Origin of the sequence: Bradyrhizobium sp. DN3, assembly GCF_041357655.1 — a bacterium.
Taxonomy (GTDB): Bacteria; Pseudomonadota; Alphaproteobacteria; order Rhizobiales; family Xanthobacteraceae; genus Bradyrhizobium.
The window spans coordinates 330721-352517 of the sequence record NZ_JAULLN010000003.1 but is presented as its reverse complement, the minus strand read 5'-3'; the positions used below and the strand labels follow the sequence as shown (position 1 = coordinate 352517).

The 21797-nt window shown below is 63.0% G+C and carries 30 protein-coding genes and 1 tRNA gene; 16 read left to right on the top strand and 15 right to left on the bottom strand.

Annotated features, from left to right (window positions below):
- Window positions 1-66: 66 nt before the first annotated feature.
- Window positions 67-318: a hypothetical protein gene (locus AAE027_RS07030; RefSeq protein ID WP_091887880.1), complete on the top strand. Its 252-nt coding sequence runs from the start codon at window positions 67-69 to the stop codon at window positions 316-318.
- Here AAE027_RS07030 and AAE027_RS07025 read toward each other — a convergent pair.
- Window positions 315-839, bottom strand: coding sequence for a MarR family winged helix-turn-helix transcriptional regulator (locus tag AAE027_RS07025; protein WP_370987430.1), 525 nt, complete (start codon window positions 837-839; stop codon window positions 315-317). The genes AAE027_RS07030 and AAE027_RS07025 overlap by 4 nt on opposite strands.
- 54 nt (window positions 840-893) lie before the next feature.
- On the opposite strand from AAE027_RS07025, the gene AAE027_RS07020 reads away from it, so the two are divergent.
- Window positions 894-1373 (top strand): carboxymuconolactone decarboxylase family protein, encoded by a 480-nt coding sequence (locus AAE027_RS07020; RefSeq protein WP_091887877.1) that lies wholly within the window; start codon window positions 894-896, stop codon window positions 1371-1373.
- A gap of 21 nt (window positions 1374-1394) precedes the next feature.
- Window positions 1395-1898: a cupin domain-containing protein gene (locus AAE027_RS07015; RefSeq protein ID WP_370987429.1), complete on the top strand. Its 504-nt coding sequence runs from the start codon at window positions 1395-1397 to the stop codon at window positions 1896-1898.
- 95 nt (window positions 1899-1993) lie between these two features.
- Here the strand turns inward: AAE027_RS07015 and AAE027_RS07010 are convergent, their stop codons facing one another.
- Window positions 1994-3616: a M23 family peptidase gene (locus tag AAE027_RS07010; protein WP_370987428.1), complete on the bottom strand. Its 1623-nt coding sequence runs from the start codon at window positions 3614-3616 to the stop codon at window positions 1994-1996.
- 24 nt (window positions 3617-3640) lie between these two features.
- Window positions 3641-4207: an elongation factor P gene (gene efp, locus AAE027_RS07005; protein ID WP_028177546.1), complete on the bottom strand. Its 567-nt coding sequence runs from the start codon at window positions 4205-4207 to the stop codon at window positions 3641-3643.
- 162 nt (window positions 4208-4369) lie between these two features.
- Between efp and epmA the strand changes: the two genes are divergently transcribed.
- The 3 genes from epmA to AAE027_RS06990 are packed head-to-tail and all read left to right on the top strand — an operon-like array spanning window position 4370 to window position 6822.
- Window positions 4370-5434: an EF-P lysine aminoacylase EpmA gene (gene epmA / locus AAE027_RS07000; protein ID WP_370987486.1), complete on the top strand. Its 1065-nt coding sequence runs from the start codon at window positions 4370-4372 to the stop codon at window positions 5432-5434.
- Window positions 5431-6525, top strand: a complete 1095-nt coding sequence (locus AAE027_RS06995; protein ID WP_370987427.1) for a lysine-2,3-aminomutase-like protein — start codon at window positions 5431-5433, stop codon at window positions 6523-6525. The genes epmA and AAE027_RS06995 overlap by 4 nt, the downstream gene beginning before the upstream one ends.
- A 42-nt stretch (window positions 6526-6567) precedes the next feature.
- On the top strand, window positions 6568-6822 hold the full coding sequence (locus AAE027_RS06990) for a hypothetical protein (RefSeq protein ID WP_370987426.1): 255 nt from the start codon (window positions 6568-6570) through the stop codon (window positions 6820-6822).
- A 72-nt stretch (window positions 6823-6894) separates the two neighbouring features.
- Here the strand turns inward: AAE027_RS06990 and AAE027_RS06985 are convergent, their stop codons facing one another.
- The 5 genes from AAE027_RS06985 to AAE027_RS06965 all read right to left on the bottom strand — a co-directional run bounded on the left by AAE027_RS06985 (window position 6895) and on the right by AAE027_RS06965 (window position 11196).
- Window positions 6895-7980 (bottom strand): 3-deoxy-7-phosphoheptulonate synthase, encoded by a 1086-nt coding sequence (locus AAE027_RS06985; RefSeq protein WP_370987425.1) that lies wholly within the window; start codon window positions 7978-7980, stop codon window positions 6895-6897.
- 237 nt (window positions 7981-8217) lie between these two features.
- Window positions 8218-8796 (bottom strand): HdeD family acid-resistance protein, encoded by a 579-nt coding sequence (locus AAE027_RS06980; protein ID WP_370987424.1) that lies wholly within the window; start codon window positions 8794-8796, stop codon window positions 8218-8220.
- Window positions 8797-8866: 70 nt separating this feature from the next.
- Window positions 8867-9907, bottom strand: coding sequence for a PrsW family glutamic-type intramembrane protease (locus AAE027_RS06975; protein WP_370987423.1), 1041 nt, complete (start codon window positions 9905-9907; stop codon window positions 8867-8869).
- A gap of 306 nt (window positions 9908-10213) precedes the next feature.
- Complete coding sequence (locus AAE027_RS06970; protein ID WP_370987421.1) at window positions 10214-10468, bottom strand: hypothetical protein; 255 nt, start codon at window positions 10466-10468, stop codon at window positions 10214-10216.
- A gap of 101 nt (window positions 10469-10569) precedes the next feature.
- Window positions 10570-11196: a PilZ domain-containing protein gene (locus tag AAE027_RS06965; protein ID WP_370987420.1), complete on the bottom strand. Its 627-nt coding sequence runs from the start codon at window positions 11194-11196 to the stop codon at window positions 10570-10572.
- A gap of 314 nt (window positions 11197-11510) precedes the next feature.
- Between AAE027_RS06965 and AAE027_RS06960 the strand changes: the two genes are divergently transcribed.
- Both AAE027_RS06960 and AAE027_RS06955 read left to right on the top strand, forming a co-directional pair.
- Window positions 11511-12656: a fructose-1,6-bisphosphatase gene (locus tag AAE027_RS06960; protein WP_370987419.1), complete on the top strand. Its 1146-nt coding sequence runs from the start codon at window positions 11511-11513 to the stop codon at window positions 12654-12656.
- A gap of 51 nt (window positions 12657-12707) precedes the next feature.
- On the top strand, window positions 12708-13895 hold the full coding sequence (locus AAE027_RS06955; RefSeq protein WP_370987418.1) for a 6-phosphofructokinase: 1188 nt from the start codon (window positions 12708-12710) through the stop codon (window positions 13893-13895).
- A 64-nt stretch (window positions 13896-13959) separates the two neighbouring features.
- Here the strand turns inward: AAE027_RS06955 and AAE027_RS06950 are convergent.
- Window positions 13960-14034, bottom strand: a tRNA-Glu gene (locus AAE027_RS06950).
- Between the two features lie 223 nt (window positions 14035-14257).
- Between AAE027_RS06950 and AAE027_RS06945 the strand changes: the two genes are divergently transcribed.
- The 3 genes from AAE027_RS06945 to AAE027_RS06935 are packed head-to-tail and all read left to right on the top strand — an operon-like array spanning window position 14258 to window position 15000.
- The gene (locus AAE027_RS06945; RefSeq protein ID WP_091887851.1) at window positions 14258-14512 is read left to right on the top strand and encodes a PilZ domain-containing protein; all 255 of its coding nucleotides are present in this window, start codon (window positions 14258-14260) and stop codon (window positions 14510-14512) included.
- Between the two features lie 56 nt (window positions 14513-14568).
- Window positions 14569-14826, top strand: a complete 258-nt coding sequence (locus AAE027_RS06940; RefSeq protein ID WP_370987485.1) for a hypothetical protein — start codon at window positions 14569-14571, stop codon at window positions 14824-14826.
- A 6-nt stretch (window positions 14827-14832) separates the two neighbouring features.
- On the top strand, window positions 14833-15000 hold the full coding sequence (locus AAE027_RS06935) for a hypothetical protein (RefSeq protein WP_370987417.1): 168 nt from the start codon (window positions 14833-14835) through the stop codon (window positions 14998-15000).
- Between the two features lie 229 nt (window positions 15001-15229).
- Here AAE027_RS06935 and AAE027_RS06930 read toward each other — a convergent pair whose 3' ends face one another.
- The 4 genes from AAE027_RS06930 to AAE027_RS06915 form a co-directional block, all read right to left on the bottom strand.
- On the bottom strand, window positions 15230-15868 hold the full coding sequence (locus tag AAE027_RS06930; protein ID WP_370987416.1) for a glutathione S-transferase family protein: 639 nt from the start codon (window positions 15866-15868) through the stop codon (window positions 15230-15232).
- A 289-nt stretch (window positions 15869-16157) separates the two neighbouring features.
- On the bottom strand, window positions 16158-16610 hold the full coding sequence (locus tag AAE027_RS06925; protein ID WP_091887845.1) for a VOC family protein: 453 nt from the start codon (window positions 16608-16610) through the stop codon (window positions 16158-16160).
- 260 nt (window positions 16611-16870) lie between these two features.
- Window positions 16871-17239, bottom strand: a complete 369-nt coding sequence (locus tag AAE027_RS06920; RefSeq protein WP_370987415.1) for a VOC family protein — start codon at window positions 17237-17239, stop codon at window positions 16871-16873.
- Window positions 17240-17779: 540 nt separating this feature from the next.
- Window positions 17780-18691: a DUF4238 domain-containing protein gene (locus AAE027_RS06915; RefSeq protein ID WP_370987414.1), complete on the bottom strand. Its 912-nt coding sequence runs from the start codon at window positions 18689-18691 to the stop codon at window positions 17780-17782.
- A 599-nt stretch (window positions 18692-19290) separates the two neighbouring features.
- On the opposite strand from AAE027_RS06915, the gene ligD reads away from it, so the two are divergent.
- The 3 genes from ligD to AAE027_RS06900 are packed head-to-tail and all read left to right on the top strand — an operon-like array spanning window position 19291 to window position 20506.
- Entirely contained in the window at window positions 19291-20181 is an 891-nt protein-coding gene (ligD, locus tag AAE027_RS06910; protein WP_370987413.1) for a non-homologous end-joining DNA ligase, read from the top strand.
- 39 nt (window positions 20182-20220) lie between these two features.
- On the top strand, window positions 20221-20403 hold the full coding sequence (locus tag AAE027_RS06905; RefSeq protein ID WP_091887829.1) for a hypothetical protein: 183 nt from the start codon (window positions 20221-20223) through the stop codon (window positions 20401-20403).
- Window positions 20375-20506, top strand: a complete 132-nt coding sequence (locus tag AAE027_RS06900) for a hypothetical protein (RefSeq protein WP_256477664.1) — start codon at window positions 20375-20377, stop codon at window positions 20504-20506. The genes AAE027_RS06905 and AAE027_RS06900 overlap by 29 nt, the downstream gene beginning before the upstream one ends.
- A gap of 208 nt (window positions 20507-20714) precedes the next feature.
- Here AAE027_RS06900 and AAE027_RS06895 read toward each other — a convergent pair whose 3' ends face one another.
- The gene (locus AAE027_RS06895) at window positions 20715-20927 is read right to left on the bottom strand and encodes a hypothetical protein (RefSeq protein WP_091887827.1); all 213 of its coding nucleotides are present in this window, start codon (window positions 20925-20927) and stop codon (window positions 20715-20717) included.
- Between the two features lie 134 nt (window positions 20928-21061).
- Window positions 21062-21253, bottom strand: coding sequence for a DUF3072 domain-containing protein (locus tag AAE027_RS06890; RefSeq protein WP_370987412.1), 192 nt, complete (start codon window positions 21251-21253; stop codon window positions 21062-21064).
- An 89-nt stretch (window positions 21254-21342) separates the two neighbouring features.
- On the opposite strand from AAE027_RS06890, the gene AAE027_RS06885 reads away from it, so the two are divergent.
- Together AAE027_RS06885 and AAE027_RS06880 are read left to right on the top strand one after the other, a co-directional pair.
- Complete coding sequence (locus tag AAE027_RS06885; RefSeq protein ID WP_370987411.1) at window positions 21343-21576, top strand: hypothetical protein; 234 nt, start codon at window positions 21343-21345, stop codon at window positions 21574-21576.
- Complete coding sequence (locus tag AAE027_RS06880; protein ID WP_091887823.1) at window positions 21570-21797, top strand: hypothetical protein; 228 nt, start codon at window positions 21570-21572, stop codon at window positions 21795-21797. Before AAE027_RS06885 ends, AAE027_RS06880 begins: the two co-directional genes overlap by 7 nt.

Below are 21797 nucleotides of genomic sequence, written 5' to 3'. Positions count from 1 at the left end.
ATTCCCCCACGACGATGAGGAGGAGAAGATGAGGAAATATCCGGCCGCCATAGCAATCGGGGTGGAATGAAGATTCACGCACATGCGGAAAGCCATGTCGTCGAGCTCGACGACGGATCGCAATGGCAGATCTTTCCCGGCGATCTCGCGACCACGCTGAGCTGGAAGCCCGAAACCGATCTGCACCTGGAGCCTAGCCGCGACCGGGTGAGTTCGCACGTGCTGGTCAATGCCGCGGACCGAACGCGCGTGCGGGTGATTGCCGCAGGCGAGGCCTGGCCCGACGGCGAGGTCAAGAATGCGTTGAAGGGCGGCTAGTCCTCCTGCAACTCGGCCGCGATGCCGGCGAGCCAGCGCCGGATCGTGGTTTCCGCCTTGCCATCCAAACCCAGAGCAAGGCGCTTCTCGAGCGCGATCACCCGCTCGCGGCACGCCTTCAGCAGCGTCGCGCCGCGCGGCGTCAGCGTCCATTGCTGAATGCGGCCGTGGACCGGATGCGGCGTCATCGCGATTGCGCCGTCGCGTTCGAGGTTGCGAATGATGACGCCGACGGTCTGGGGGGTCAGGAAGGTGAGGCGGGCGACGTCGGCGCCGGACAGGCCGGGATAGGCGTTGAGCATGGTCAGCACCGCGAATTGCGGCGAGGTCACGCCGAGATCGGCGAGGGTGCGCTCCATTTTCAGCCGGACCGCGGCGTGAGCCTGGCGCAGCAGATAGCCGAGATAGCCTTGCTCGCCGCGTTTGCCTTCGCCGGGCGCAGGAATACGCACGGCGCCGTCGTCGGCGGGCGCCGTGCGCGCGGTTTTCGATCTTGTGATGGCAGCGGTCTTGCGTGGCATATCAGAGCTCTTATACGATATAAGTACACTTACAATGGTACGAGGTGAACCGCAATGTCACACGCCCGCAGCGAATACGAGGATTTCAAGCGCCTGGCGCCCGACGTCTATGATGTGGTGCTGGCGCTCGGTCAGCTTGCCGCCAAGGCCGGCCTCGACAAGCAACTCATCGAGCTCGTCAAGCTGCGCGCCTCGCAGATCAACGGCTGTGCCTTCTGCTTGCAGCATCACGTCCTGCTGTCGGAACGGATCGGCGTTCCCGTCGACAAGCTCCATCTGGTTGCGGTCTGGCGCGAGGCGCCGATCTTTTCCGCGCGCGAGCGCGCGGCGCTGGCCTGGGCGGAGGCGTTGACGCTGCTACCCGGTGGCGTCAGCGAGGAGATCTATTCGGAGGCAACGCGCGAGTTCTCCGAAACCGAGCTGACCTACCTGACCTCGGCGGTCGCCTCGATCAACGTCTGGAACCGGTTTGGTGCGGCCTATCGCTGGACGCCGGCAAAGCGGCCGGCGGCGGCGAATGCTGCAGCGTCCTGATCAAGCTGAGGGGAGGTCACGATGACAGCGATGAGTTTTTCCGCCGTGCAGCGTCCGACGCCCTCACGTTCGACGGCGCTCGCGATCATGGCGGGGCTTGCCTGCGCGCTTGCGATCGGCAAGGCGCTGCCGGTGACGATCGACAGTGTATCAGGCGCGCTGGCGCCGCTCTGCGCCACCGCTGCGGAGAGTTCGCCGCTCGACAAGGTCGAGCCGATCGGCTCCTACGCGCTACCGAACGTCCCTGGCAAGCGCGTCACCATCGTGCGCGTATCCTACGGTCCGGGCGGTTTCTCGCGGCCACATCGTCACGCAGGCTCGGTGACGGCCTACATCACCAAGGGCGAGATCCGTTCGCAGCTCGGCGGCGGCCCGGTCGAGACGTTTGGTGTCGGCCAGTCCTTCTTCGAGCCGCCCGGTTCGACGCATCTGGTGTCGGCCAATGCCAGTGCGATGGAGCCGGCGGAGTTGATCGCCGTGTTCGTGGCGGATGAGGGTGCGCAGCTGACAACGTATTTGGAGTAGTGCCTCAACGTCGTCCCGGCCCCCCGCACGTAATTGCGCGCTAGGCCGGGACGACACCGAATGTGTGATGAGAGCAATCCGTTTGCACGAGCAGCTCAATTCTCCTCGCCGCTCGATCCCTCGCGCAGGTCCGGCTTGATCACGTCCTCCGGCAGCGCGTGTGCAACGGGCTGCGGAGCGCCCGCGATCTCCGGACCGACCTCGCGGCCGCGGGCGTGGATCAGGCGCTCATAGGCCAAGACCAGCGTGATGTAGGGGCTGACCCAGATCCAGCCGTCGCGGGTGAACACCTGCACATCGAAGTGCAGATGCATCGAGGTGCCAGCGGGATGGTCGAGATAGTTCGAGACCACGCCGATCTTCTCGCCTTCGCTGACGATGCGGCCGTTGACGAGGCCATCGGCGTTCATCGCCTGCGGATTCATGTGCATGTAGCGGAAGCGGATGTGTTCGGTCCGGCTGTTGACTTGCAGCGTCGCGGCCTGGTCCTTGGCGGCGCGGATCACGATCGCGTCGCGCACGGCGACGACACCGCGCTGCTTCGGATCGCAGGGCTCGCGGCCTTCTCCGGGCGGCGGGCAATCGGCGGCGCGAATGTCCTCGCCCTGGTGGCCGTATCCGCCGGCGCACTGCCAGACCTCGAAGCTGCGGGACTCGCAGAAATTGTCGCGCCAGGGATAGACGGTCGGGTCGTCGCTCTTGTCACGCTTGCGGTAGGATTGCGAGCGCACGAAGGCCGGCGTCTTTTCGAGCGGAAAACGGATCTGCGCATATGCCATCACGTCGGGATGGCCGCCTTGCTTGCGATAACCCGTATTCGGGATGATGTCGCCGCTCGGCCGGTAGCTGAAATCCGGCGAACGCGCGGCAGGACGATCCAGGATGTTGGAGGCAACGTCCATCAGAGGCCGCATCCGTTGCCCGCCGGCGACCCGCAGCGCCTTCAGGAAGCGTTCTGCGACCGGATAGGCTTCCTTGCAGGCGAGCCGCCGCGGTCTTGCGACGCTGTCGAGGCACTGGACCGACACCACATAGGCGACACCGAAGCGCGTGAAGGCGTAGCGCACATAGCCTTCCCGTATGAACCTGCGCAGGTCCGGGTAGAGCGCGGCCAGAGGTTTGATCTGCTCGCCCTTGCCCCCTGAGGGATCGGCGATGTCATAGACGAGCGCCGATCCCGTGATCCGCACCTCGACCGGCCTTGCAAACACCCGGCTCGGCATGCCGTCGCCGGCGCCAGGTTCGAACGAGAAGGTCGCGCTGTAGCCGGCGGGACCGGCGTCGAACATGTCGACGGGATTGAAATCAGCCTGGTAGCGCGACAGCGCTGTTGTAGCCGGCGCACCGTTGCGCTGCGCCTCGAGGTACGCGGCGGCGTCGAACGGCAGCAGTACGGGCACGGGGCTGCGGGTGATGCCGGTGAAGAATTGCGAGGAGACAGCGTTGAGCTGCACCAGCGCCGGCATCGCGCGCGGATCGTAGCGCGGCACCGAACGGCGGGGTGCGAAAATGAAATCGTCCGCGATCCGGGGATGAGTGGTGATCTCCGAGCGGAGCTGGTCCAGCGCTGCGCGCCAATCGACGCGCAGGGCCGTGAGCGAGGGGCTGCGAAATTCATCCGCAGCCAGCGGGGTGGAAATGAGGAGCGAAAGCGACGCCAGAAGTTGCGAGACAAAGCGGAAACCGTTCCCAACCACTGTCTCGCCCCCCGGCAGCACCTGTTGCGATCGCTCTGTTCCCCGTTAGTCCTTGGCGCGCTCGGCGTAGGAGCCGTCTTCGGTCATCACCACGACGCGGGTGCCGACCGTGATGTGCGGCGGCACGGTGGTGCGCACGCCGTTGGAGAGGACCGCAGGCTTGTAGGAGGAGGAGGCGGTCTGGCCCTTGGTCACGGGCTCGGTGTCGACCACTTCCAGCGTCACGCGCTGCGGCAGCGCGATCGACACCGGGTTGGTGTCGTGCATGGACAGCTTGACCGTCATGCTCTCCTGAAGATACGCAGCGGCGTCGCCGACGACGTCCTTGGAGACCTGGACCTGGTCGTAGGTCTCCGGGTTCATGAAGTGGTAGCCGTCACCGTCCTCATAGAGGTAGGTGTAGTTGCGCTCTTCGATCGTGGCCTTTTCGACCTGGTCGGTGGTCTTGTAGCGCTCGGAGATCTTTACCCCGTCCGAGATTCGGCGCATTTCGATCTGGCTGACCGGGGTTCCCTTGCCGGGATGGATGTTCTCGGCGCTCACGACGACATAAAGCTTGCCGTCTTGCTCGATCACGTTGCCCTTGCGAATAGAACTGGCGATGACTCTCAAAGCTGTATTTCCTGCTTGCTTGGCCCGGCACCGGCCAGGACGTGGTCAAATCGATGGGGGACTTGGGGCCTCAAATCAGACCTCGGCGCCCGTTTCGGGCCGCAACATACTGATTTTGCCGTTGGATGCCAGCATTTTGCTGTTCCGAGGGGCGATCCGTTAATGGCTGGGGACAAGCCGATCTCGCCGTTCTGGTCGCCCGAGCGGCACCTCGACCGGCGGCCGTTCCTCCAGGCCAGGGGGGCCATTACCGGGGCTCTGCGGGGATTTTTCACCGAGCAGGGCTTCGTCGAGGTCGAAACCTCCGTCCTCCAGGTCTCTCCCGGCAATGAAACTCATCTGCACGCCCCCAGGACCGAGATCATGCGGCCGGACGGCAGCCGTGCGAGCCGCTACTTGCGAACCTCGCCGGAGTTTGCCTGCAAAAAGCTGCTGGCGGCGGGCGAGACGCGGATTTTCGAGTTTGCCCGGGTGTTCCGGGACCGAGAGCGTGGCGACCTGCATCTACCCGAATTCACCATGCTGGAATGGTATCGGGCAGGCGCCCCCTATGACGCGATCATGGCGGATACCGTCGTCATCATCGCCCGCGCGGCGCAGGCGACCGGAATCGGAACCTTCTCGTTCCGGGGCCGGACCGCCGATCCCTTCGTCGAGCCGGAGCTTGTGACGGTCGCCGGCGCCTTTGAGCGCTTCGCCGGCATTGACCTGCTGTCGACAATCTCGGGCGGCGAGGGTAACCGTGCCGCGCTTGCCGTAGCCGCCGGCGGGAAGGTCCGTGTGGCCGAGGATGACACTTGGTCCGACATCTTCAGCAAGGTTCTGGTCGAGCATATCGAGCCGCATCTGGGGCAGGGCCGTTTGACCATTCTGTTCGAATACCCATCTCCAGAGGCGGCCCTGGCACGGGTGAAGGCGGACGATCCCAGGGTCGCCGAGCGGTTCGAGGTGTATGCCTGCGGCGTCGAGCTCGCCAACGGTTTTGGCGAACTCACCGACGCCGAGGAGCAGCGCAAGCGCTTCACGGAATCGATGGCGGAGAAGCAGCGCCGCTACGGCGAGGCCTATCCTCTGGACGAGGACTTTCTAGCCGCAGTCGCCGCAATGCCGGAGGCGAGCGGCGTCGCGCTCGGTTTCGACCGGCTGGTCATGCTGGCGAGCGGCGCATCGCGAATTGACCAGGTGGTCTGGACACCGCCCGCAAATGAAACGCTAAGTGAGACATGAGGACGACAAATCTTGCACGCACCTTGCGCGAGCCGGCCGAGCTCGTCGCCGAAGGCCTGGCGCCCGCAGCGACGCTGCCCGTGCTCGAACGCGTTGCTGCGCGCTATGCGGTGGCCATCACGCCGGCGCTGGTCGAGTTGATCGACACCGCCGATCCCGAAGATCCCATCGCACGGCAGTTCGTTCCGACCGCGGCCGAGCTGGACGCGCAGCCGGGCGAAAACGCCGACCCGATCGGCGATCACCCGCACTCGCCGGTTCCCGGAATCGTGCATCGCTATCCCGATCGCGTGCTGTTCAAGCTCGTTCACGTCTGTGCGGTCTATTGCCGCTTCTGCTTCCGCCGCGAGATGGTCGGGCCCGGCAAGGAGAACGCACTCTCGGACAGCGCCTATCGTGCGGCGATCGACTACATTCGCGCGCATAGCGAAATCTGGGAGGTGATCCTGACCGGTGGCGATCCCCTGATGCTGTCGCCGCGCCGCATGAGCGAGATCATGGCCGATCTGGCCGCGATCGATCACGTCAAGATCATCCGTCTTCACACCCGCGTGCCCGTGGCCGATCCCGCGCGCATCAGCGACGAGATGGTCGCCGCGCTCAAGGTCGACGGAGCGACCACCTGGGTCGCGTTGCACGCCAACCATGCGCGGGAACTGACCGGAACGGCGCGTGCCGCCTGCGCGCGGCTCGTCGACGCCGGCATTCCCATGGTGAGCCAGTCGGTGCTTTTGCGCGGTGTCAACGACAACATCACCGCTCTGTCGGATTTGATGCGAGCTTTCGTCGAATGCCGGATCAAGCCCTATTACCTGCATCACGGCGATCTCGCACCGGGCACTGCGCATCTGCGAACGACGCTGGCGCACGGACAGGAGTTGATGCGGCAGTTGCGCGGGCGGGTGTCAGGGCTGTGTCAGCCCGACTATGTCATCGATATTCCCGGCGGCGCCGGCAAGTCGCCGGTCGGACCGAATTATGTGTCGGTGGCACAAAATACCGCAGGTGATGCGCGTGAAGCGGGAGCCGAAACGCGCTATCGTATCGTGGACTATTGCGGCGACGTTCATCTCTATCCGCCCGAAACCTGAGCGGTGTTGGAGCGTGCGCCGGTTGAGAATGGAGAAGCGGACATGAAAAAGATCATGGTGGCAGCATCGCTTGTGGTCTTGCTCGGGGGCACGGCGGTTGCACAGACCGGCGGCTCCAAGGGATCGACATCGAGCGGCGCGACCTCTGGAACGGTATTGCCGGCACCCGTCGGTCATCGCCAGCCGCGCGCGGCCGACGTGCCGAGCGAGAAGAATCTGAGCAATCCGAACACTCCCGCGAACAAGGAAGACGCTGAGCTCGATCGCAAGATCAAGAGCATCTGCCGCGGCTGCTGATCTCTTTCACCTCTCCCCGCTGGGGAGAGGTGAGGAACTGAGCAAGCGACTGACACTTCGCCTCGTCACGCCTCAGGCCGATCGTTCGTGCAGCCCTGCGCGCTGGGTGTTGCGGCGGATCTCGACCGCATCGGCGAGCTGCTCGAGCACGGCCGCCGTCGTCGCCCAGTCGATACAGCCGTCGGTGATGCTCTGGCCGTAGGTGAGCGGTTTGCCCGGCACCACGTCCTGACGGCCGGCGACGAGATTGCTCTCGATCATCACGCCCATGATGCGGTTCTCGCCGCCTGAGATCTGGCCGGCAATATCGGTCATCACCAGCGGCTGGTTCTCCGGCTTCTTGCTCGAATTGGCGTGGCTCGCATCGACCATCACGAGCGGCACGACGCCCGATTTGGTCAGCTCGTTGCAGGCGGCGGCGACGCTTGCCGCGTCATAGTTCGGCTTGCTGCCGCCGCGCAGGATGATGTGGCAGTCCTCGTTGCCTGCGGTCGAGGCGATCGCCGAACGGCCGAGCTTGGTCACCGCCATGAAATGATGCGGATGCGAGGCCGACTTCACCGCGTCCGCTGCGATCCGCACGTTGCCGTCGGTGCCGTTCTTGAAGCCCACCGGGCAGGACAGTCCCGACGCCAGCTCGCGATGGATCTGGCTCTCGGTCGTACGCGCGCCGATCGCTGCCCATGAGACGAGGTCTGCGATGTATTGCGGCGTCGTCATGTCCAGGAATTCGGTGCCGGCGGGCAGGCCGAGATTGTTCACCGCCGACAGCACGTTGCGCGCCAGCCGCAGGCCCTTGTTGATGTCGAAGCTGCCGTCGAGGTCGGGATCGTTGATCAGGCCCTTCCAGCCGACCGTGGTGCGCGGCTTCTCGAAATAGACCCGCATCACGATCTCGAGCTGGTCGGCGAGGTCCTCGCGCAAATGTGCGAGGCGCTCGGCGTAGTCGAGCGCAGCCTTGGGATCATGCACCGAGCACGGGCCCACCACGACCAGCAGGCGGTCGTCCTGGCCGTTGAGGATCGCATGGATGGCGTTACGCGCCGCCATCACCACACGCGTCGCGGTGAGTGTGCGCGGGACTTCCCGCATCACCTCTTCCGGCGTGTTCAGCTCTTTCAGTTCGCGGATACGAAGATCGTCGGTCGTGCTCAGCACGGCGGGCTCCTGTCTGTGTTTAGAACCTGCCGGCCAATAAAAAAGCCGCCAGGTCTGGCGGCTTGTTCGGACGTTTGCTGCAATGTGTCAGATTGAGCGCGATCCTCCCGCCGCCAGCGAGCTGTCGTAGCTAAAGTACCAAAAATAGCTGGTGGCGACGGTGATCATGGCAGGCCATATAGCGCGCCGCTGGCGGGTTGTCACCCCCCAAAACAGAACACGGGCGCGACGAGCGTCTCAGGTGTTGCTTTTGCGCGCCGCCAGGGCCATGCCGATCAGGGTGGCGCCGCCGAACAGCAGGTTGATACCGACGAGGACGCCGATCGCCCATTCTGCCGAGCTCGGGAGGCCGGCGATCACCATAAAGGAGATCGCGATGTCGACGAAGCCCGCGATCAGGAGCCACGACCAGCGGCTGCTCAGCTCGCGGCGGTGCTCCAGCGCATACATGATGGTGGCGACGCCTTCGGCGAGAAAGTAGGCACCGAGCACGATGGTCAGCGTCAGCACCGCTTGGATCGGCCGGGCCAGCAGAACTCCGCCGGCGAGCACCGCCAACGCGGCGGAGATCAGCGACCACCAGAAGCCCGGCGTGCTGCGCGCCCAGTAAGTCACGACCAATCCGCCGATGCCGCTGATCAGGAACATCCAGCCGAGGAAGATCGCGGTCGCAAGGCTCGCGAGCGGCGGCAGGATCAGCGCGGCAATGCCGAGAACGGCGAGCAGCATTCCTTCGAACAGAAAGGCCTTCCAATGCGCCTTGACTGCCTGGCTCATCGCGGACTGCATCCGTGAAAACTCCTCGGGCGATGTCATCGGCAGGCTCCAGAACGAGAGGGCTGGGCTCAATCTAGTATGCGCGCGGCGCGCTCGCCATCCCGCGAGCTCACCCGCCGCCGGGCGCCGACGAAAAACCTTCGGCGCTGGTGCGGATGCGGTTGCGGCCGAGAATGTAGATTGCGGTCGTGACAACCAGAAGTGCAAGACCGAGCAGGATCGAGACGAAGCCGATCGGAATCAGGGCCAGCGTCAGATTGCGCTCGGGATTAATCAGCCAGTGATGGATCGAGGTCAGCACGAAGGCAAGTCCGAGAAAGCCGATGCCGCCGCCGGCAAGCAGCAGCGCCCACATCCGGCGCAGCTGGCTGAGCCGCTCGCGGGCAATGTCTGTCCGGGGCGCATGGTGGCGCGCGACCCGCCGGACCAGACGGATGGCGAAGGCAATCGAGCTGAAGCCGATCAACAGGCTCGCTGCGCCGAGCCACATCCGAAGTGTCGGGTCCAGATCCGGCATGCGCTGGAGGGTCAGCAGCGGGAAATCGAACGCCGAATGCAACGCGAGCGGGCCCGCGAAGATCAGCAGGCGGCTGGACAGGCGGGCCCAGTCGCGATTGTGGCGGTTGGCGCCCAGCGCCGTGCCGGCCCGGGCGATGGTGAGGTACGCGCCCGCGATGATGCCGAGCGCGCCATGGAAGGGCACCGTCAGCACGCTGCGCAGGGCGGCCAGCGAGCGCCACATCTCGGCATGCTGCACGAGGTAGGCGAGGTTCTCATAAGCGGCAAAGCCGAGGCCGACCGCGGCGCCATAGACCACTGTGTCCATCGGATTGGCGAAAGTCCGCCGCTTGGTCGAGGAGACCACCACGATGGCGATCACCTTGACGGCTTCCTCGGGCAGCGCGACGCCGAAGACCGAATGCATGGCGAGCGCGGCCCAGGGGTCGGCGGGCGCTGCGATCATCCTGGAGAAGGGGGCGCGGACAAGGCCCAGTAGCGAAATACTGGCAGCGCCGAGCAGGAAGGCGGTCCAGACCTGGGCGGGCGGCCCTGGGCGCTCCTCGGCAGCAATAACGAGCCACAGCATCAGCAGCGCCGGGGCAATGGCGGCAGTTCCGATGACGGTGGGTAATGATTCAATCAGGTACATCGGCGCCGAAAATAGGTTCCCTTGATCCGCTAATCTACGTCCACCGATGCGACCATGTGTCATGCGCCTGCTGTCGCTTCGCTTAACAAGCGCGACAGCCAGCGTTCATCGGGGCGGCTGGCGAACGTTAAAGACGAGGGCAATCAATTGCATGACAGAATCTGTTCGTCACCAATGGCAACGGTCGGGCGCCGTCCTCTGGACTGATTGATAAGCCAGATCAAGGGAATGCGGAGGTTTCTTCGATTCACATGCACGTGTGGCCGCGAAGGCGACCATCGCCCCCGGCAACGGCCTTTCCCGCGTTCAGTGGGTGCTGAACGGCAGCGCGCTGGGGGCGATATCGAAGGCTCCGAGATGGAATTCGCCGCCGATGGGGGCGTCCGGCTCCGCCGGTTGCTCCAGCAGCGTGAACGCGGCCTGCGGATATTGCTTCCAGATCTCGAGATCGCCGGCGGTGATGGTGAGCCAGCCGAAGGTATACATGTAGCGTCCGGGCTCGGTGACCCGGCCGACCCTGTCCCAAGTGATCTTATCAACTGTGATCTTGTCGACTGCCATTCGGTCCCCCGATCGCAAGTCTGCAAAAGTGACATCAGGCGCGAGGCGCAGACCCGTAAAGCTGATCCCGCATTGGGGCCGCGATAGGGCAGCGATTTTTCTCAGGCCGACTGCAGCAACGGCGTGCGGACAATCAGCCGGACGAGGTCGTCCCGGGACTGCTTGTCGGCGAATTTGACCGCAAAGCCGTGGCCGAACTTACGGATCACGCGACCGACGCAGGCACCGACCGCAAGCGGGGTTCCGAGCGGCGGGTCGTATTCGCATGAGATCGCGACGCCGGCCGTGGAGACGTCGATGATGAAGCACGGATGGGTGCTGCCGTCGGCGAGCGTCAGGAACGTGTGTGAGACCTGCGGAACGAAACGCGCATCGCGCCGCAGCTCCTGGACGCTGGCGTCCTTCTGCTTCTTCTCGAGCCAGGTCAGCTTTTCAGACATCCAGGCGCGCCGTGCCCGCGTCATGTCGAGCTCCATCAGGAAGCCCGACTTCAGCGTCGCGCTGATCGTGCACTGGAATTCGCCGAAATCCTCGAAGTAGGAGGTGACGCGCTCGCCGACTTTGCCGACGACAGGCACGTCCACGATCATGCGGAAGGGCGAAACGCGCTTGGTCCGGCAGGCGAAGCTGCGGAGCTTGCCCTCGCAATCATACCAGCGCGGCAGCGAGTAGCTGCCGCTCACGGTGACATCCACTGCACGCTGCCTGAGGAACTCTGCGACGGACATGAAGTGCCAATGATGTTGGGGGGATTGCTTCCGTAGTTCCACGGTAGCAGTCAAATTCTAAGCAAATGATACCGGCACTCAGGAGCAGGGGTAAATTTCCGGTAAACGCGCGGATCGCGCCGATACGATAAGTCGCTGCGCAAATTCACAACGAAAAAGGGCGAGGTCGCGCACGCAGTGCGGAGCGCTATTTGACCTAGGGCTGGAACCTAGTCCCGACATTAAACGTTCGTTTCCGCGAATGAGCAGCGCCGTCGCCCCGGCGCAGCAAGCGCCGAGGCCGAGGTGTTGAGCTTGTGCGGGGAGGAACGCTCATGAGACTTACTCTTTCAGTCATCAAGGCTGACATTGGCTCCGTCGGCGGACATACGAAGCCGTCGACACGCATGATGGCGGCCGTCGAGGGCGAGGTCGCCAAGGCGATCTGCAATGGTCTGTTGATCGATGGTTTTGTCTGTCACACCGGCGACGACATTGCGATCATCATGACGCACACACGGGGCGAGGGGAGCGCCGAGATCCATCAATTCGCCTGGAAGGCGTTTCTCGCGGCCACTTCGGTTGCGAAGACTTCCGGTCTCTATGGCGCCGGCCAGGATCTTCTGGCAGATGCACCTTCAGGAAACATTCGCGGTGCCGGGCCGGGCGTCGCCGAGCTCAGCTTCGACCACAGCCTCTCGAGTCCGAGACCCGCAGAATCCTTCATGGTGTTCGCCGCCGACAAGTGCGGCCCCGGCGCCTACAACCTGCCGCTCTACCTCGCCTTCGCCGATCCCATGTATTGCGCTGGCCTGATGCTGCCGCCGATGATCAGGGGCTTCCGCTTCCATGTCATCGACATGGATCACACCGCTGGCGACAGCGTGATCGAACTCGACGCGCCCGCGGACAATTACCACATTGCCGCGCTGCTTCGCGACAACGAGCGCTTTGGCATTGATCGCATCGTTTCTCAAACCTATGGCGAGGTTGCTGCCGCCGTATCGGCGCAGCGTCTTCACGCGATCGCAGGCAAGTACACCGGCAAGGATGATCCGGTCGCGATCATCAGGAACCAGGGAATTTTTCCCGCGCCCGAGGAAATCGTCTCTCCCTTCGCCAAGGCACACTTCGTGGGTGGCGATGCGCGCGGCTCGCACGTGATGCCGCTGATGCCCGTCCCGATCAATACACCGGTGACTGGCATGTACTGCCTGCCGATCGTTTCCTGCGTCGGTTTTTCGATCGACAAGGAAGGCCGCTTTTCCGAGTCCTATACCGATTTCTTCGACAATCCGGCGTGGGACGAGGTACGCCGGCGCGCGCAAAGCAAGGCAATCGAGATGCGCAGCCAAGGCTGGTCCGGCGCTGCAATGCTGCCCTATTCCGAATTGGAGTATGGCGGCTTCCGCGACACCGTATCCGCACTCCTGAAGCGTTTTCGCCTGCGCGAGGAGCGCAAGCCGGAAGCGGCCGCGTAGCGAACGTGTGACGCAGGCGCTATTGCGACATGCCATACTGGGAGGTGGGGCGTGACAAGGAAACGAATCGGCATTCTCACCGGCGGCGGCGACGTCCCCGGTCTCAACGCAATCATCAAGACGGTGACCTATCGCGGGACCGAGGACGATATCGAAGTCATCGGTCTCCGCCGCGGTTGGGAGGCCCTCACGCACCTGAACCTCGACGACCCCGCCAGCAAATCCCACTACCTCATCCCACTCAACCGCGAAAACACGCGCATCATCGATCGACGCGGCGGCACCGTGCTGCACTCGAGCCGCACCAATCCCTCCAGAATGAAAAAGCTGCCCGATCATCTGGCTGGCCAAGATCTTCCAATGTCGGAGAGTACCAAGGGCGGCGTCGCAACCAAGAGCTGGGACGTCACCAGCCGGGTACTGGCGAACCTATCGGGGCTCGGCATCGAACACCTCATCGCCATCGGCGGTGACGACACGCTAAGTTATGCGGACAAGCTCAGCGGGCTCGGCGTGAAGATCATCGCCATCCCGAAGACGATGGACAACGACGTCCGCAACACCGAATATTGCATCGGATTCTCGACCGCGATCACCCGCGCCAGCGATGCCGTCCAGCGCCAGCGCACCACTATCGGCTCACACGAGCGAATTGGCATTTTCCGCATCTTTGGCCGCGATGCCGGATTTACGGCACTCTACACCGCGTACGCGACCTCGATCCGATGCGTGATCCCGGAGTACAAAGTCAATCTCGACAAGCTGATCCGTTTGCTGCTCGAGGAGAAACGCGCCAACCCAAGCAACTACGCGCTGATCGTGTTGAGCGAAGGCGCCCAGTGGGAGGGCTACAAGATGCAGGAATACGGCGAAGCTGACGCCTACGGTCACCGCAAAAGGACGAACGTGGCCGAAGCCCTTGCCGACGAGATCAAGGGGCGCGCCGGCGAGGAGACCATCGTCTCTGATCTCACTTACGATCTGCGATCGGGCGATCCTGACTTCATCGACAAGCTCGTCGCCCTGACTTTCGGCAACATGGCCTATGATGCCATTCTGGAAGGCAAGTCCGGCCTGATGTCAGCGCTGGTCGAGGGCCGCTACGACCTTGTGCCTATCCCTGACGCCAAGCTCGGGCCGCGCAAACTGGACGTCGCCAGTACATACAACACGGAGCGGTACCGTCCTCTCTATTCCAACAAGCGGGGGCTGCCGATCTTCCTCAACCGCGCGTCTTGAGCGGGGGTACTGTTTTGCCAATCGCGCGAAAAAGCGAAACCAAATCAAAGATATCTTGGAAATTTGGCGCTCCCTAGCGGAATCGAACCGCTCTCTCCACCGTGAAAGGGTGGCGTCCTAACCGATAGACGAAGGGAGCAAACGCAGGGCCCCGCCGCTTTCCGCAGCACGGCCGCTGGCCGGCCGAACAGTGCCCGGCGGCTTGCAGCGGGCGAACGTATAGTGGCCTTTGCGCTCCCGGGCAAGCCGTTCGGGAACGGTCTTTTGCCCCGGTGGACAAGCGTCGGCCCCGGAATCATCCGGGGGCGAATTCAACGGTTTCTTAGGGTTCCCTGGGTAGCGCTGGAGCAGGAGATTTTCCGATGCCACCGCCCAAGAAACGCGCAGAGCGCAAGCTGCTGTCGCGGCACGCCTGGATCACGCTCGACGGCGGATTCGCGGCGCGGCATTGCCTGGTCCAGGACATCTCGGCGACGGGCGCGAAGATCACGATGGACGAGGATGCGAGCCAGCTTCCTGGCGTGATCCGGATGGCCTTCGCCCGCGATGCGCGCACCGGGCGGAGCTGCCAGGTGGTCTGGCGCCGCGGCAAATCGGCCGGCATCAAGTTCCTCTGACATCGCGGTGCCCGACCCGGATGGCGCGCGCGGCCGGTCCGGGCTACAAGGCGGCCATGCGCACGCCGCTCCTCATCCTGATCTCGTTGCTGGCCACCTCCGCCACCGCGGCCGAGAGCCTGCGCCTGCCGCCCGCCGAGCGGCCGCAGGCGGGCAAGGAGACCGGCAAGGCGCTGCCGCTGAAGGGCACTGCCGGCGCGGCGAAGGCAGGTTCCTGCGCCTCCTATGGCCCGCGCTTCGTCATGGTCGAGGGCACCGGGACCTGTGTGAAGATCGGCGGCGCGGTCAGCATCGACACCAGCATCCGGCGCTGAGGGCCCATGGCGCCGGACCTGTTGCGGCTCGACATCCTCATCCCCGTACTGATGTATGGCGCGCTGCTGTTGTGGGTCGGGCGTGGCCTGAGCTGGACCGCGCGGCTCGCCACCGCCGCGGTGACGCTGGTGCTGATCATCTGCGTGCTGCTGGTCGAGCGCGGCTGGCTCTAGAGCATTATCGGTTCTGATTGAATCAGAACCGAAGCTCTAGATTCTTGTTTTGACGCGTTTTCTTCACGCGAACCGGTATCCACTTCGCTCGAAAACACTCTAGCGCCACAACAAAATATGCGAAAACAACCCCATGCACAGTAGCCGTCAAGCGCTGCAGTGACGCCGGACGGTTGCGCCACAACGGCGATTCCTCCCGCGATCATCGCAGCTTACGCCGCGCCAGCGGTCACGACATCGGCGGTGCGACGAATTGTGCAAATCCAGGTCGTTTGCCGAGCTCGGCGAGCCAGCGGGTGAGGTGTGGCTGCGCCGGCCGGCTGATGCCTTCGACGCCGAGCCAGCGCCGCGCATAGGACCCGACGGCGATGTCGGCGAGCGTGAACGCATCGCCCTCGATGAAGCGGCGCGACGAGAGCAGGCGGTCGGCGATGGCCCAGACCTCGGCGGCGTCGTCGGCATCGCGCTGCACCTGGATCATGTCGCGCTCGGCGGGCGTGGTGCGCACGATGCCCCAGAACACCGGGCGGTCGACCGGCTGCACCGTCGACAGTGTCCAGTCGAGCCAGCGGTCGACACTGGCGCGCAGCTTCGGCGCCTCGGGGTAGATCGGCGTGTCGCGCCCATGCGCGAGGCAGAGATAGCGCATGATCGAATTGGATTCCCACAGCACGAACTCGCCCTCGACCAGCGTCGGGATCCGCGCGTTGGGATTCATCGCCAGATACTCGGCCTCGCGGGTCTTGCCGTATTGCATGCCAGCATCGATGCGATCGTAGGCCAGGCCGAGCTCGGTGAGGCACCACAGCACCTTCTGCACGTTGACCGAGTTGGCGCGGCCCCAGATCGTCAGCTTGGTGTCAGGCATCAGGCGTCTCCCGCGGCGTTGTCGCTTGCGCGGGTGATAGCGGAATTCGCCTCATCGAGCGATGCGCGATTGCGCCGAGCCCCTCATGCAAAAAGCTCCGCCCGGGGCGGAGCCTTCATTGCAAATTCAACGCGGCACTCAGCGGCCGAAGAACAACCACAACAGAATGATCACCGGGATCGGCACGCCAAGCACCCACAGCAACAGCCCTCTCGCCATCGCATTCTCCTCCAATCGGCTTCGTTGCGAAGAGAACGACGGGCGAGGGGCCTTGTTCCTGCCAAGCGCCTTACCAGTGGCCAGTATTCGGCATCGACGACCAGGGCTCCTGCGGCGGCTTCGGCTCGCCCTTCTGCAACAGCTCGATCGAGTGCAGGTCGGGCGAGCGGACGAAGGCCATGTTGCCGTCGCGCGGCGGCCGGTTGATGGTGACGCCGGCCTTCATCAGCTTCTCGCACGTGGCGTAGATGTCGTCGACCTCATATGCGAGATGGCCGAAGAAGCGATCTTCGCCGTACTTCTCCTCGTCCCAATTATAGGTGAGCTCGACCAGCGGCGCGCCGCGGCTCGATGGCTGCTTCTTCAGCGCTTCGAGATCATCGGCCGAGCAGAGGAATACCAGCGTGAAGCGCCCCTTGTCATTCTCGATCCGCCGCACCTCCTTCAAGCCCAGCGCATCCTGGTAAAACTTCAGCGCGACATCGAGATTGCGCACGCGCAGCATGGTGTGGAGGTATCGCATGTTTCTTGCTCCCTGGAACGGACGGAGGGTTTTTGGGTCGGCGGAGCCGGCGGGAGGGAGAGATAGCAGGAATTGGGGACGAGGGGCAGGGGGCGCGGTACGGTGACAGTCCACTCAATTGACAGGCGCCGCTAGCGTCGATCGAAGGCGCGGGGAGCAGGACATCTGGCGAATGAATTTATGCAATGGCGCCGCAATACCAGATGATCTCATACACGACACAACGACAATTTCCTCGATCGCCTCATCGCTGTAGCGGCTCACTGCGGTACGGTCATGAGTTCTAGCACGTGGCCGTCAGGGTCGCGAAAATAGATGCCGCGGCCGCCATTCCAGTCGTTGAGCTTACCGTCGTCGAGGCTCCACGGTGCGCTGCCATAGGCGAGGTTCGCCTCGCGAATGCGGCCGAAGATGGCATCGAACTCGGCATCGCTGACGTGGAAGGCGTAGTGGTGGCTCTCGAACGCCTCGTCGTCGTCGAAGAGCAGCGTGAGCGTGTCGTTGATACGCACCGGCGCGAAATGGCCGTCTTTCGGATCGGCATGGAGGCCAAAAATGCGCGCAAAAAATTGCGCCGCTGCCCTCTTGTCGCGGGCCGGAACGATGGTGTGGTTGAGGGTGATAGTCATCGAAAGACCTCTCGCTATCTGCTGACCCCTACGCGCTCGGTCGGCCTGAGACGCCTTATTCCTCGGGGGGTTGCAGACCCGACGACGTCAGCCATTCATCTATATGAGAAGCGGTTTCGAGCTGGCGCAGTTTGCTTTCTAGAAGATCACGCTGTGGTCCTGGCTGCGTATGTTCCAGTTCCGCTATGATGCGGGCACGTTCCGCGTTCAGGTTGTCGTCAATGTGGGATTGTGGGTGTCTTCCCATGGCACTCTCCTTTCCCTGCGTGAATTGGGAGGGAGCGCAAACCGGCGTTCTCATCACCGATCAAAGCACAGCGCCGTGCGGTGATAGAACCAGTGTGCACCCGGAACCGGCGCGACGCCAGAACAAAAGTCGACCCAGCGAACGTGGAGACGTCGCGGCCATATTCGTCCTTGGCCCGTTGCGGCGTGCCTCTCTGGCCTGAGATCCGAAGACTCGACCTCTTTTGGCGCCACGCCACGAAGGTAAAACAGGGCAAAGCCGAACGGTGGGTGCTGGCGGGAATCTGTCGGGCTCTAAGCCTCACCACGGGCCTGTTTGCGGCTCAGCTCCTTGGCCTCATCGGAAATGAGTTTGCGATCCGGTAGGGTGCAAATGTACTTCCGGACAAAGCTTAGAGCGCGATCGTCGAGACCCCACACGTATTGTCGAGCTTGGGAGACGACTTGCTGGTTAATCTGCCAAGCCATCGTCGTATGTTCTCCCAGCGCCAGCGCTCGCAATGCGTCATCGTTTTCAGCGGCCGTAAACGCGATGCGTGGCGCGATTGGGAGAACAATCGCGACCGAAGCAATTGGGAAGCGCATGGGTAAGCACAGCGGTCTATCGGAAGTCAGGAGTGTATGACGTGACCTCCATAGATTGAGGCGCCCCCACCGCATTCTTGCGATTCGGTTAGCAATGCCTTCGCTGTTCATTATCTGTTGAAGGAAGTTCGATGCGGCAATATCGCCTGAATTTGGATTTGTCCGTGCGTCGAATTCCTCGAGCGTAAGTGGAAAATCAGAAGGCCGCAGTTCGTCGTAACTATTTCGAAGCCTTTCAAAGCTTTCCCGGTAAAGAGTGAGGACCTGCTCTGTTAGCTCTGCGACTGCCTCGGGATTACGGAAGAGCAGCGAGAGCAAGAACCTTATCCAGGCGTCCCGCTCTTTCACTGGCACATCCATATTTCCGCCGATGAAGTTGCGCATCGCCTCAGCGGCCTCGGTGTCGACCATGTGCATAAACGTGCGCTCGAAATGCTGCGCAAGCTCCGGGGCTACGCCATCGATTTTGTACAAGTCCTTCTGCCAACCAGTGCCGTCCGGAGCTTTGGAGTGAACGACAATTTTTCCCCGGATCTTCCGCATCTCGCAGAGGAAACCGTCAGTCGTCCACTGACGCAGATAGAAGGCCGGAATGTAATGGTGCTTGCTGGGATCGCTCATGGCCGCGCGGAAAGCCCCGCTCGACGGGACTTCGTTCTTTCAGATGGGAAACAATTCAGAGGGGCGACGCGCCTACCTTTTTCGCTTGTGCATGAGGTCCAACACCTTCAAAAATGGTTCGCCCCTGCCAAGATTTAAAAGATAAACGCAGGCCCGATATCGGAAAGCGAGCACTATCGCAAAGGTTCAACCCAAACAAAAGCCCTCCAAAGAGGGCCGTTCTGGCGTCGAGGGCGGTGAGGAGGCGCCGAACCTCTGAAGGCTAGCAAACGTTGGGCGGGTGTACGTAGGATTGACCCTGGTCGAGCGCGCAAGCGGTCGTCGCCGCGTGGCTGGCCGGTGCTGTCTGCCCCGCGCAGACTGGCGAACTGGTCGGCCTTCGGCTCTTGCCCCAATCTGGCGTTCTAGTTGCCCGCAGAGCCCCCCAATCGCAGGCAGAATTTCGGAACGCTGTGATCGCTCTGGCGTTCGCGACTCGTGAGTAGGGCAGGTTTGCCCGCCCGCCGTCAGCGCCCATCGCCAACCGCGGGCTCTCGTGAGTTGCGTCAGTGGCGAAGCGTACCAAGGCACCTCCGGCCAAAGGACCGGAAGCCGCGCCCATGCCGGGCTTCATCAGCCCGCAGCTGGCGATCCCGAAGATGAAGCCGCCTTCGGGGGCTCAGTGGATTCACGAGATCAAATACGACGGCTACCGCATTCAGCTCCGCATTGACGGCGACGACCGGAAAGCCTTGACGCGCAACGGCCTGGACTGGACGAACAAGTTTTCCACCATTGCGGGCGCCTTCGACATCCAGGGACAGGCGATCGTGGATGGCGAGGTGGTGGTCATCCATGAGGGTCGTCCCAGCTTCGCCGAGCTGCAGGCCGATCTCGCAAGGGGCGATCAGGATCGCCTGCTGTACTTCGCCTTCGATCTCCTGTGGCTCGATGGGCGAGACCTTCGGACCTTGTCGCAGATTGCCCGCAAAGAGCTGCTGAAGCAGCTGATCGAGAGCCACAAGCTGGAGAAGCCGATCGTCTACAGCGAGCACCATGTCGGGGACGGGCAGGCGTTGTTCGAGGCCGCAAGCAAGCTCAACTACGAAGGCATCATCTCGAAGCGGGTTGACGCGCCGTACCGGTCGGACCGGGTCGAAGCCTGGCAGAAGATCAAGACGGTCCAGCGCGGGAAGTTTCCCGTGGTAGGGTTCATCAAAGACCCCTCCGGCGTCGCGGCGCTATACCTCGGCAAGCAGGAGGGAAAGGAGCTGCGCTACATGGGCAAGGTCGGGACCGGCTGGTCTCGAACGAAGTCCGCGGAGATCCGCAAGGCACTGGAGACCGTCGTCAGCCCCAAAACCAAGCTCACCAAGCCCATCAGGAAGCCGAAGGCCACCTGGGTCGAGCCGACGTTCTACGCTGACGTGGAGTACCGCGACATCACCTCCGAAGGGTTGTTGCGCGCCAGCTCATTCAAGGGGCTGAGCAAAGGAACGCGCCGTTCCTAGCTGCGTTTTAGCTTCCACAGTGTGCGTGGAGTACCGGCCGTGAAACCGGATCGCGTGAGGGCAGCCGTCAAACAGGCCCAGGCCATTCTGGCGAGCTATGTCGAGCCGGGGTCTCGCGACGGCAACAAGACAATCAATGATCTGCTGGATGTTCTCGATGACGAAGAGCTGATCGAGGCCATGGAGAGGGAAGATGCGCAAGGCACTGGCAGAACTGAGTGAGGACGAACGTGACGTGTTGCTTTATCTGGCCGACCTCGGCACTGCAGCATGTCTCTCGGGCCTGATCGTCAGCATCCTCAAGCTCATAGGCGATCTGTTCTGACAAAGCCCGACTGCCCGATCTGGCTTGGCATCGGCTTTGTGTGCGAGAGCCATCCCGGTCGCGCTCGGAGTCCTTTTCGGAGGCCTCTAATAGTGGTCCCTGGCCAACAAGCGGGAGCCGGCCGGGATTGCACCGTGCTCGTCGACCTCATGGGTTCGAGCAACATGAGTTCGAGCAAGTCGGCGTGGGGCTACCACGGGAAAGTCCGCTAGCGAACAACACCTGCCGCATCGTCGTCCTCGTTCGGCAAGAGCCAATCGATCGCAAGCAGGCCGGCCTCGAGTAGAACGAAGGCGACAATGCCGCCGAGCAGTCCGAAGAACACAATCGAGAAGGTTGCAAGCATAATCGCGCAGAAGACGTCGGCAAGCACCTTGTAAGTGCGCTGCGCCTGATCCTGCTTGGATGTGAAGTACGGCATCCGGGCTCCTCCGGCATTTGGGTCAGCCTAGTCAAAACGAGCGGCGATCGTCTGTTCCCTATGGAAGGTACGGCTACCCGCGCACTCGCACGCGTGCATCCGTTCTGGGCGGGCCGGGCTTCCCCGCATTGGGGTCACTCGTCCAGCCCGGCCTTCTCCCGCATCTTGTCGATCAACTCCGACGCCTCGGCCTTGGTCAGCTTTTGTTCGGGCAGGTTCTGATGCGCCTGCTCGGCGAGGGTCTTAAGGTAGGATTCCTGGGCCCCCGTCATCGGGTCGTCTCCGGATACCCAGTCTTTCGGGTCCTTCTCGGTATTGTCTGCCATCACAATTCTCCTTCTCCGTCCAACGTCGGACTCGACTCGTCGTTCCGTTTTTGTTCTCATGGACCATATTCAAAATCGCGGGGCTGAACATGCCGGACCTGGACGTTGTCAGGCGGGAGATCGAACGGATGCGCATCCGGATGGGAAGGCAGAGGAAGGAGATCCTCCAATTGCAGCGGGCGGGTGTCGGGACGGCCTCGGCCGAAGCGCTGCTGTCGCGGATGGAGGCGAAGATTGAAGGTCTTTGCGCGCAGCGGGACGCGCTGAAGAGCACGCAGCCGCGCCAGACCAAGGGCAGGGTGCTCGGCGGGAGGACATGGTGAGCAGGCGTTGGTTCGACGATGAGAGAGAGCTATCGCCCTTCCTGACCGCGCTCGAGGACGTTCGCCGAAGAGCGACGCGGGAAGGGTGGTGCTATGCCCACGTCCAGGCCATCATCGTGGCCATCGACCAGTACGCGGAAGCTGCGACCGGTAATCGCGAGTATTTCCTCAACAAGCCGGTTTCAATTGGTGAGAGCCGGAAGGCCGGGGACGTTCGGTGA

Coding starts and splice junctions, on each gene's coding strand:
- AAE027_RS07030 (WP_091887880.1), top strand. CDS start 67: ATGAAGATTCACGCACATGCGGAAAGCCATGTCGTCGAGCTCGACGAC.
- AAE027_RS07025 (WP_370987430.1), bottom strand. CDS start 839: ATGCCACGCAAGACCGCTGCCATCACAAGATCGAAAACCGCGCGCACG.
- AAE027_RS07020 (WP_091887877.1), top strand. CDS start 894: ATGTCACACGCCCGCAGCGAATACGAGGATTTCAAGCGCCTGGCGCCC.
- AAE027_RS07015 (WP_370987429.1), top strand. CDS start 1,395: ATGACAGCGATGAGTTTTTCCGCCGTGCAGCGTCCGACGCCCTCACGT.
- epmA (WP_370987486.1), top strand. CDS start 4,370: ATGGCTGGGGACAAGCCGATCTCGCCGTTCTGGTCGCCCGAGCGGCAC.
- AAE027_RS06995 (WP_370987427.1), top strand. CDS start 5,431: ATGAGGACGACAAATCTTGCACGCACCTTGCGCGAGCCGGCCGAGCTC.
- AAE027_RS06990 (WP_370987426.1), top strand. CDS start 6,568: ATGAAAAAGATCATGGTGGCAGCATCGCTTGTGGTCTTGCTCGGGGGC.
- AAE027_RS06980 (WP_370987424.1), bottom strand. CDS start 8,796: ATGACATCGCCCGAGGAGTTTTCACGGATGCAGTCCGCGATGAGCCAG.
- AAE027_RS06975 (WP_370987423.1), bottom strand. CDS start 9,907: ATGTACCTGATTGAATCATTACCCACCGTCATCGGAACTGCCGCCATT.
- AAE027_RS06970 (WP_370987421.1), bottom strand. CDS start 10,468: ATGGCAGTCGACAAGATCACAGTTGATAAGATCACTTGGGACAGGGTC.
- AAE027_RS06965 (WP_370987420.1), bottom strand. CDS start 11,196: ATGTCCGTCGCAGAGTTCCTCAGGCAGCGTGCAGTGGATGTCACCGTG.
- AAE027_RS06960 (WP_370987419.1), top strand. CDS start 11,511: ATGAGACTTACTCTTTCAGTCATCAAGGCTGACATTGGCTCCGTCGGC.
- AAE027_RS06945 (WP_091887851.1), top strand. CDS start 14,258: ATGCCACCGCCCAAGAAACGCGCAGAGCGCAAGCTGCTGTCGCGGCAC.
- AAE027_RS06940 (WP_370987485.1), top strand. CDS start 14,569: ATGCGCACGCCGCTCCTCATCCTGATCTCGTTGCTGGCCACCTCCGCC.
- AAE027_RS06935 (WP_370987417.1), top strand. CDS start 14,833: ATGGCGCCGGACCTGTTGCGGCTCGACATCCTCATCCCCGTACTGATG.
- AAE027_RS06930 (WP_370987416.1), bottom strand. CDS start 15,868: ATGCCTGACACCAAGCTGACGATCTGGGGCCGCGCCAACTCGGTCAAC.
- AAE027_RS06925 (WP_091887845.1), bottom strand. CDS start 16,610: ATGCGATACCTCCACACCATGCTGCGCGTGCGCAATCTCGATGTCGCG.
- AAE027_RS06920 (WP_370987415.1), bottom strand. CDS start 17,239: ATGACTATCACCCTCAACCACACCATCGTTCCGGCCCGCGACAAGAGG.
- AAE027_RS06915 (WP_370987414.1), bottom strand. CDS start 18,691: ATGAGCGATCCCAGCAAGCACCATTACATTCCGGCCTTCTATCTGCGT.
- ligD (WP_370987413.1), top strand. CDS start 19,291: ATGCCGGGCTTCATCAGCCCGCAGCTGGCGATCCCGAAGATGAAGCCG.
- AAE027_RS06900 (WP_256477664.1), top strand. CDS start 20,375: ATGCGCAAGGCACTGGCAGAACTGAGTGAGGACGAACGTGACGTGTTG.
- AAE027_RS06895 (WP_091887827.1), bottom strand. CDS start 20,927: ATGCCGTACTTCACATCCAAGCAGGATCAGGCGCAGCGCACTTACAAG.
- AAE027_RS06890 (WP_370987412.1), bottom strand. CDS start 21,253: ATGGCAGACAATACCGAGAAGGACCCGAAAGACTGGGTATCCGGAGAC.
- AAE027_RS06885 (WP_370987411.1), top strand. CDS start 21,343: ATGCCGGACCTGGACGTTGTCAGGCGGGAGATCGAACGGATGCGCATC.
- AAE027_RS06880 (WP_091887823.1), top strand. CDS start 21,570: ATGGTGAGCAGGCGTTGGTTCGACGATGAGAGAGAGCTATCGCCCTTC.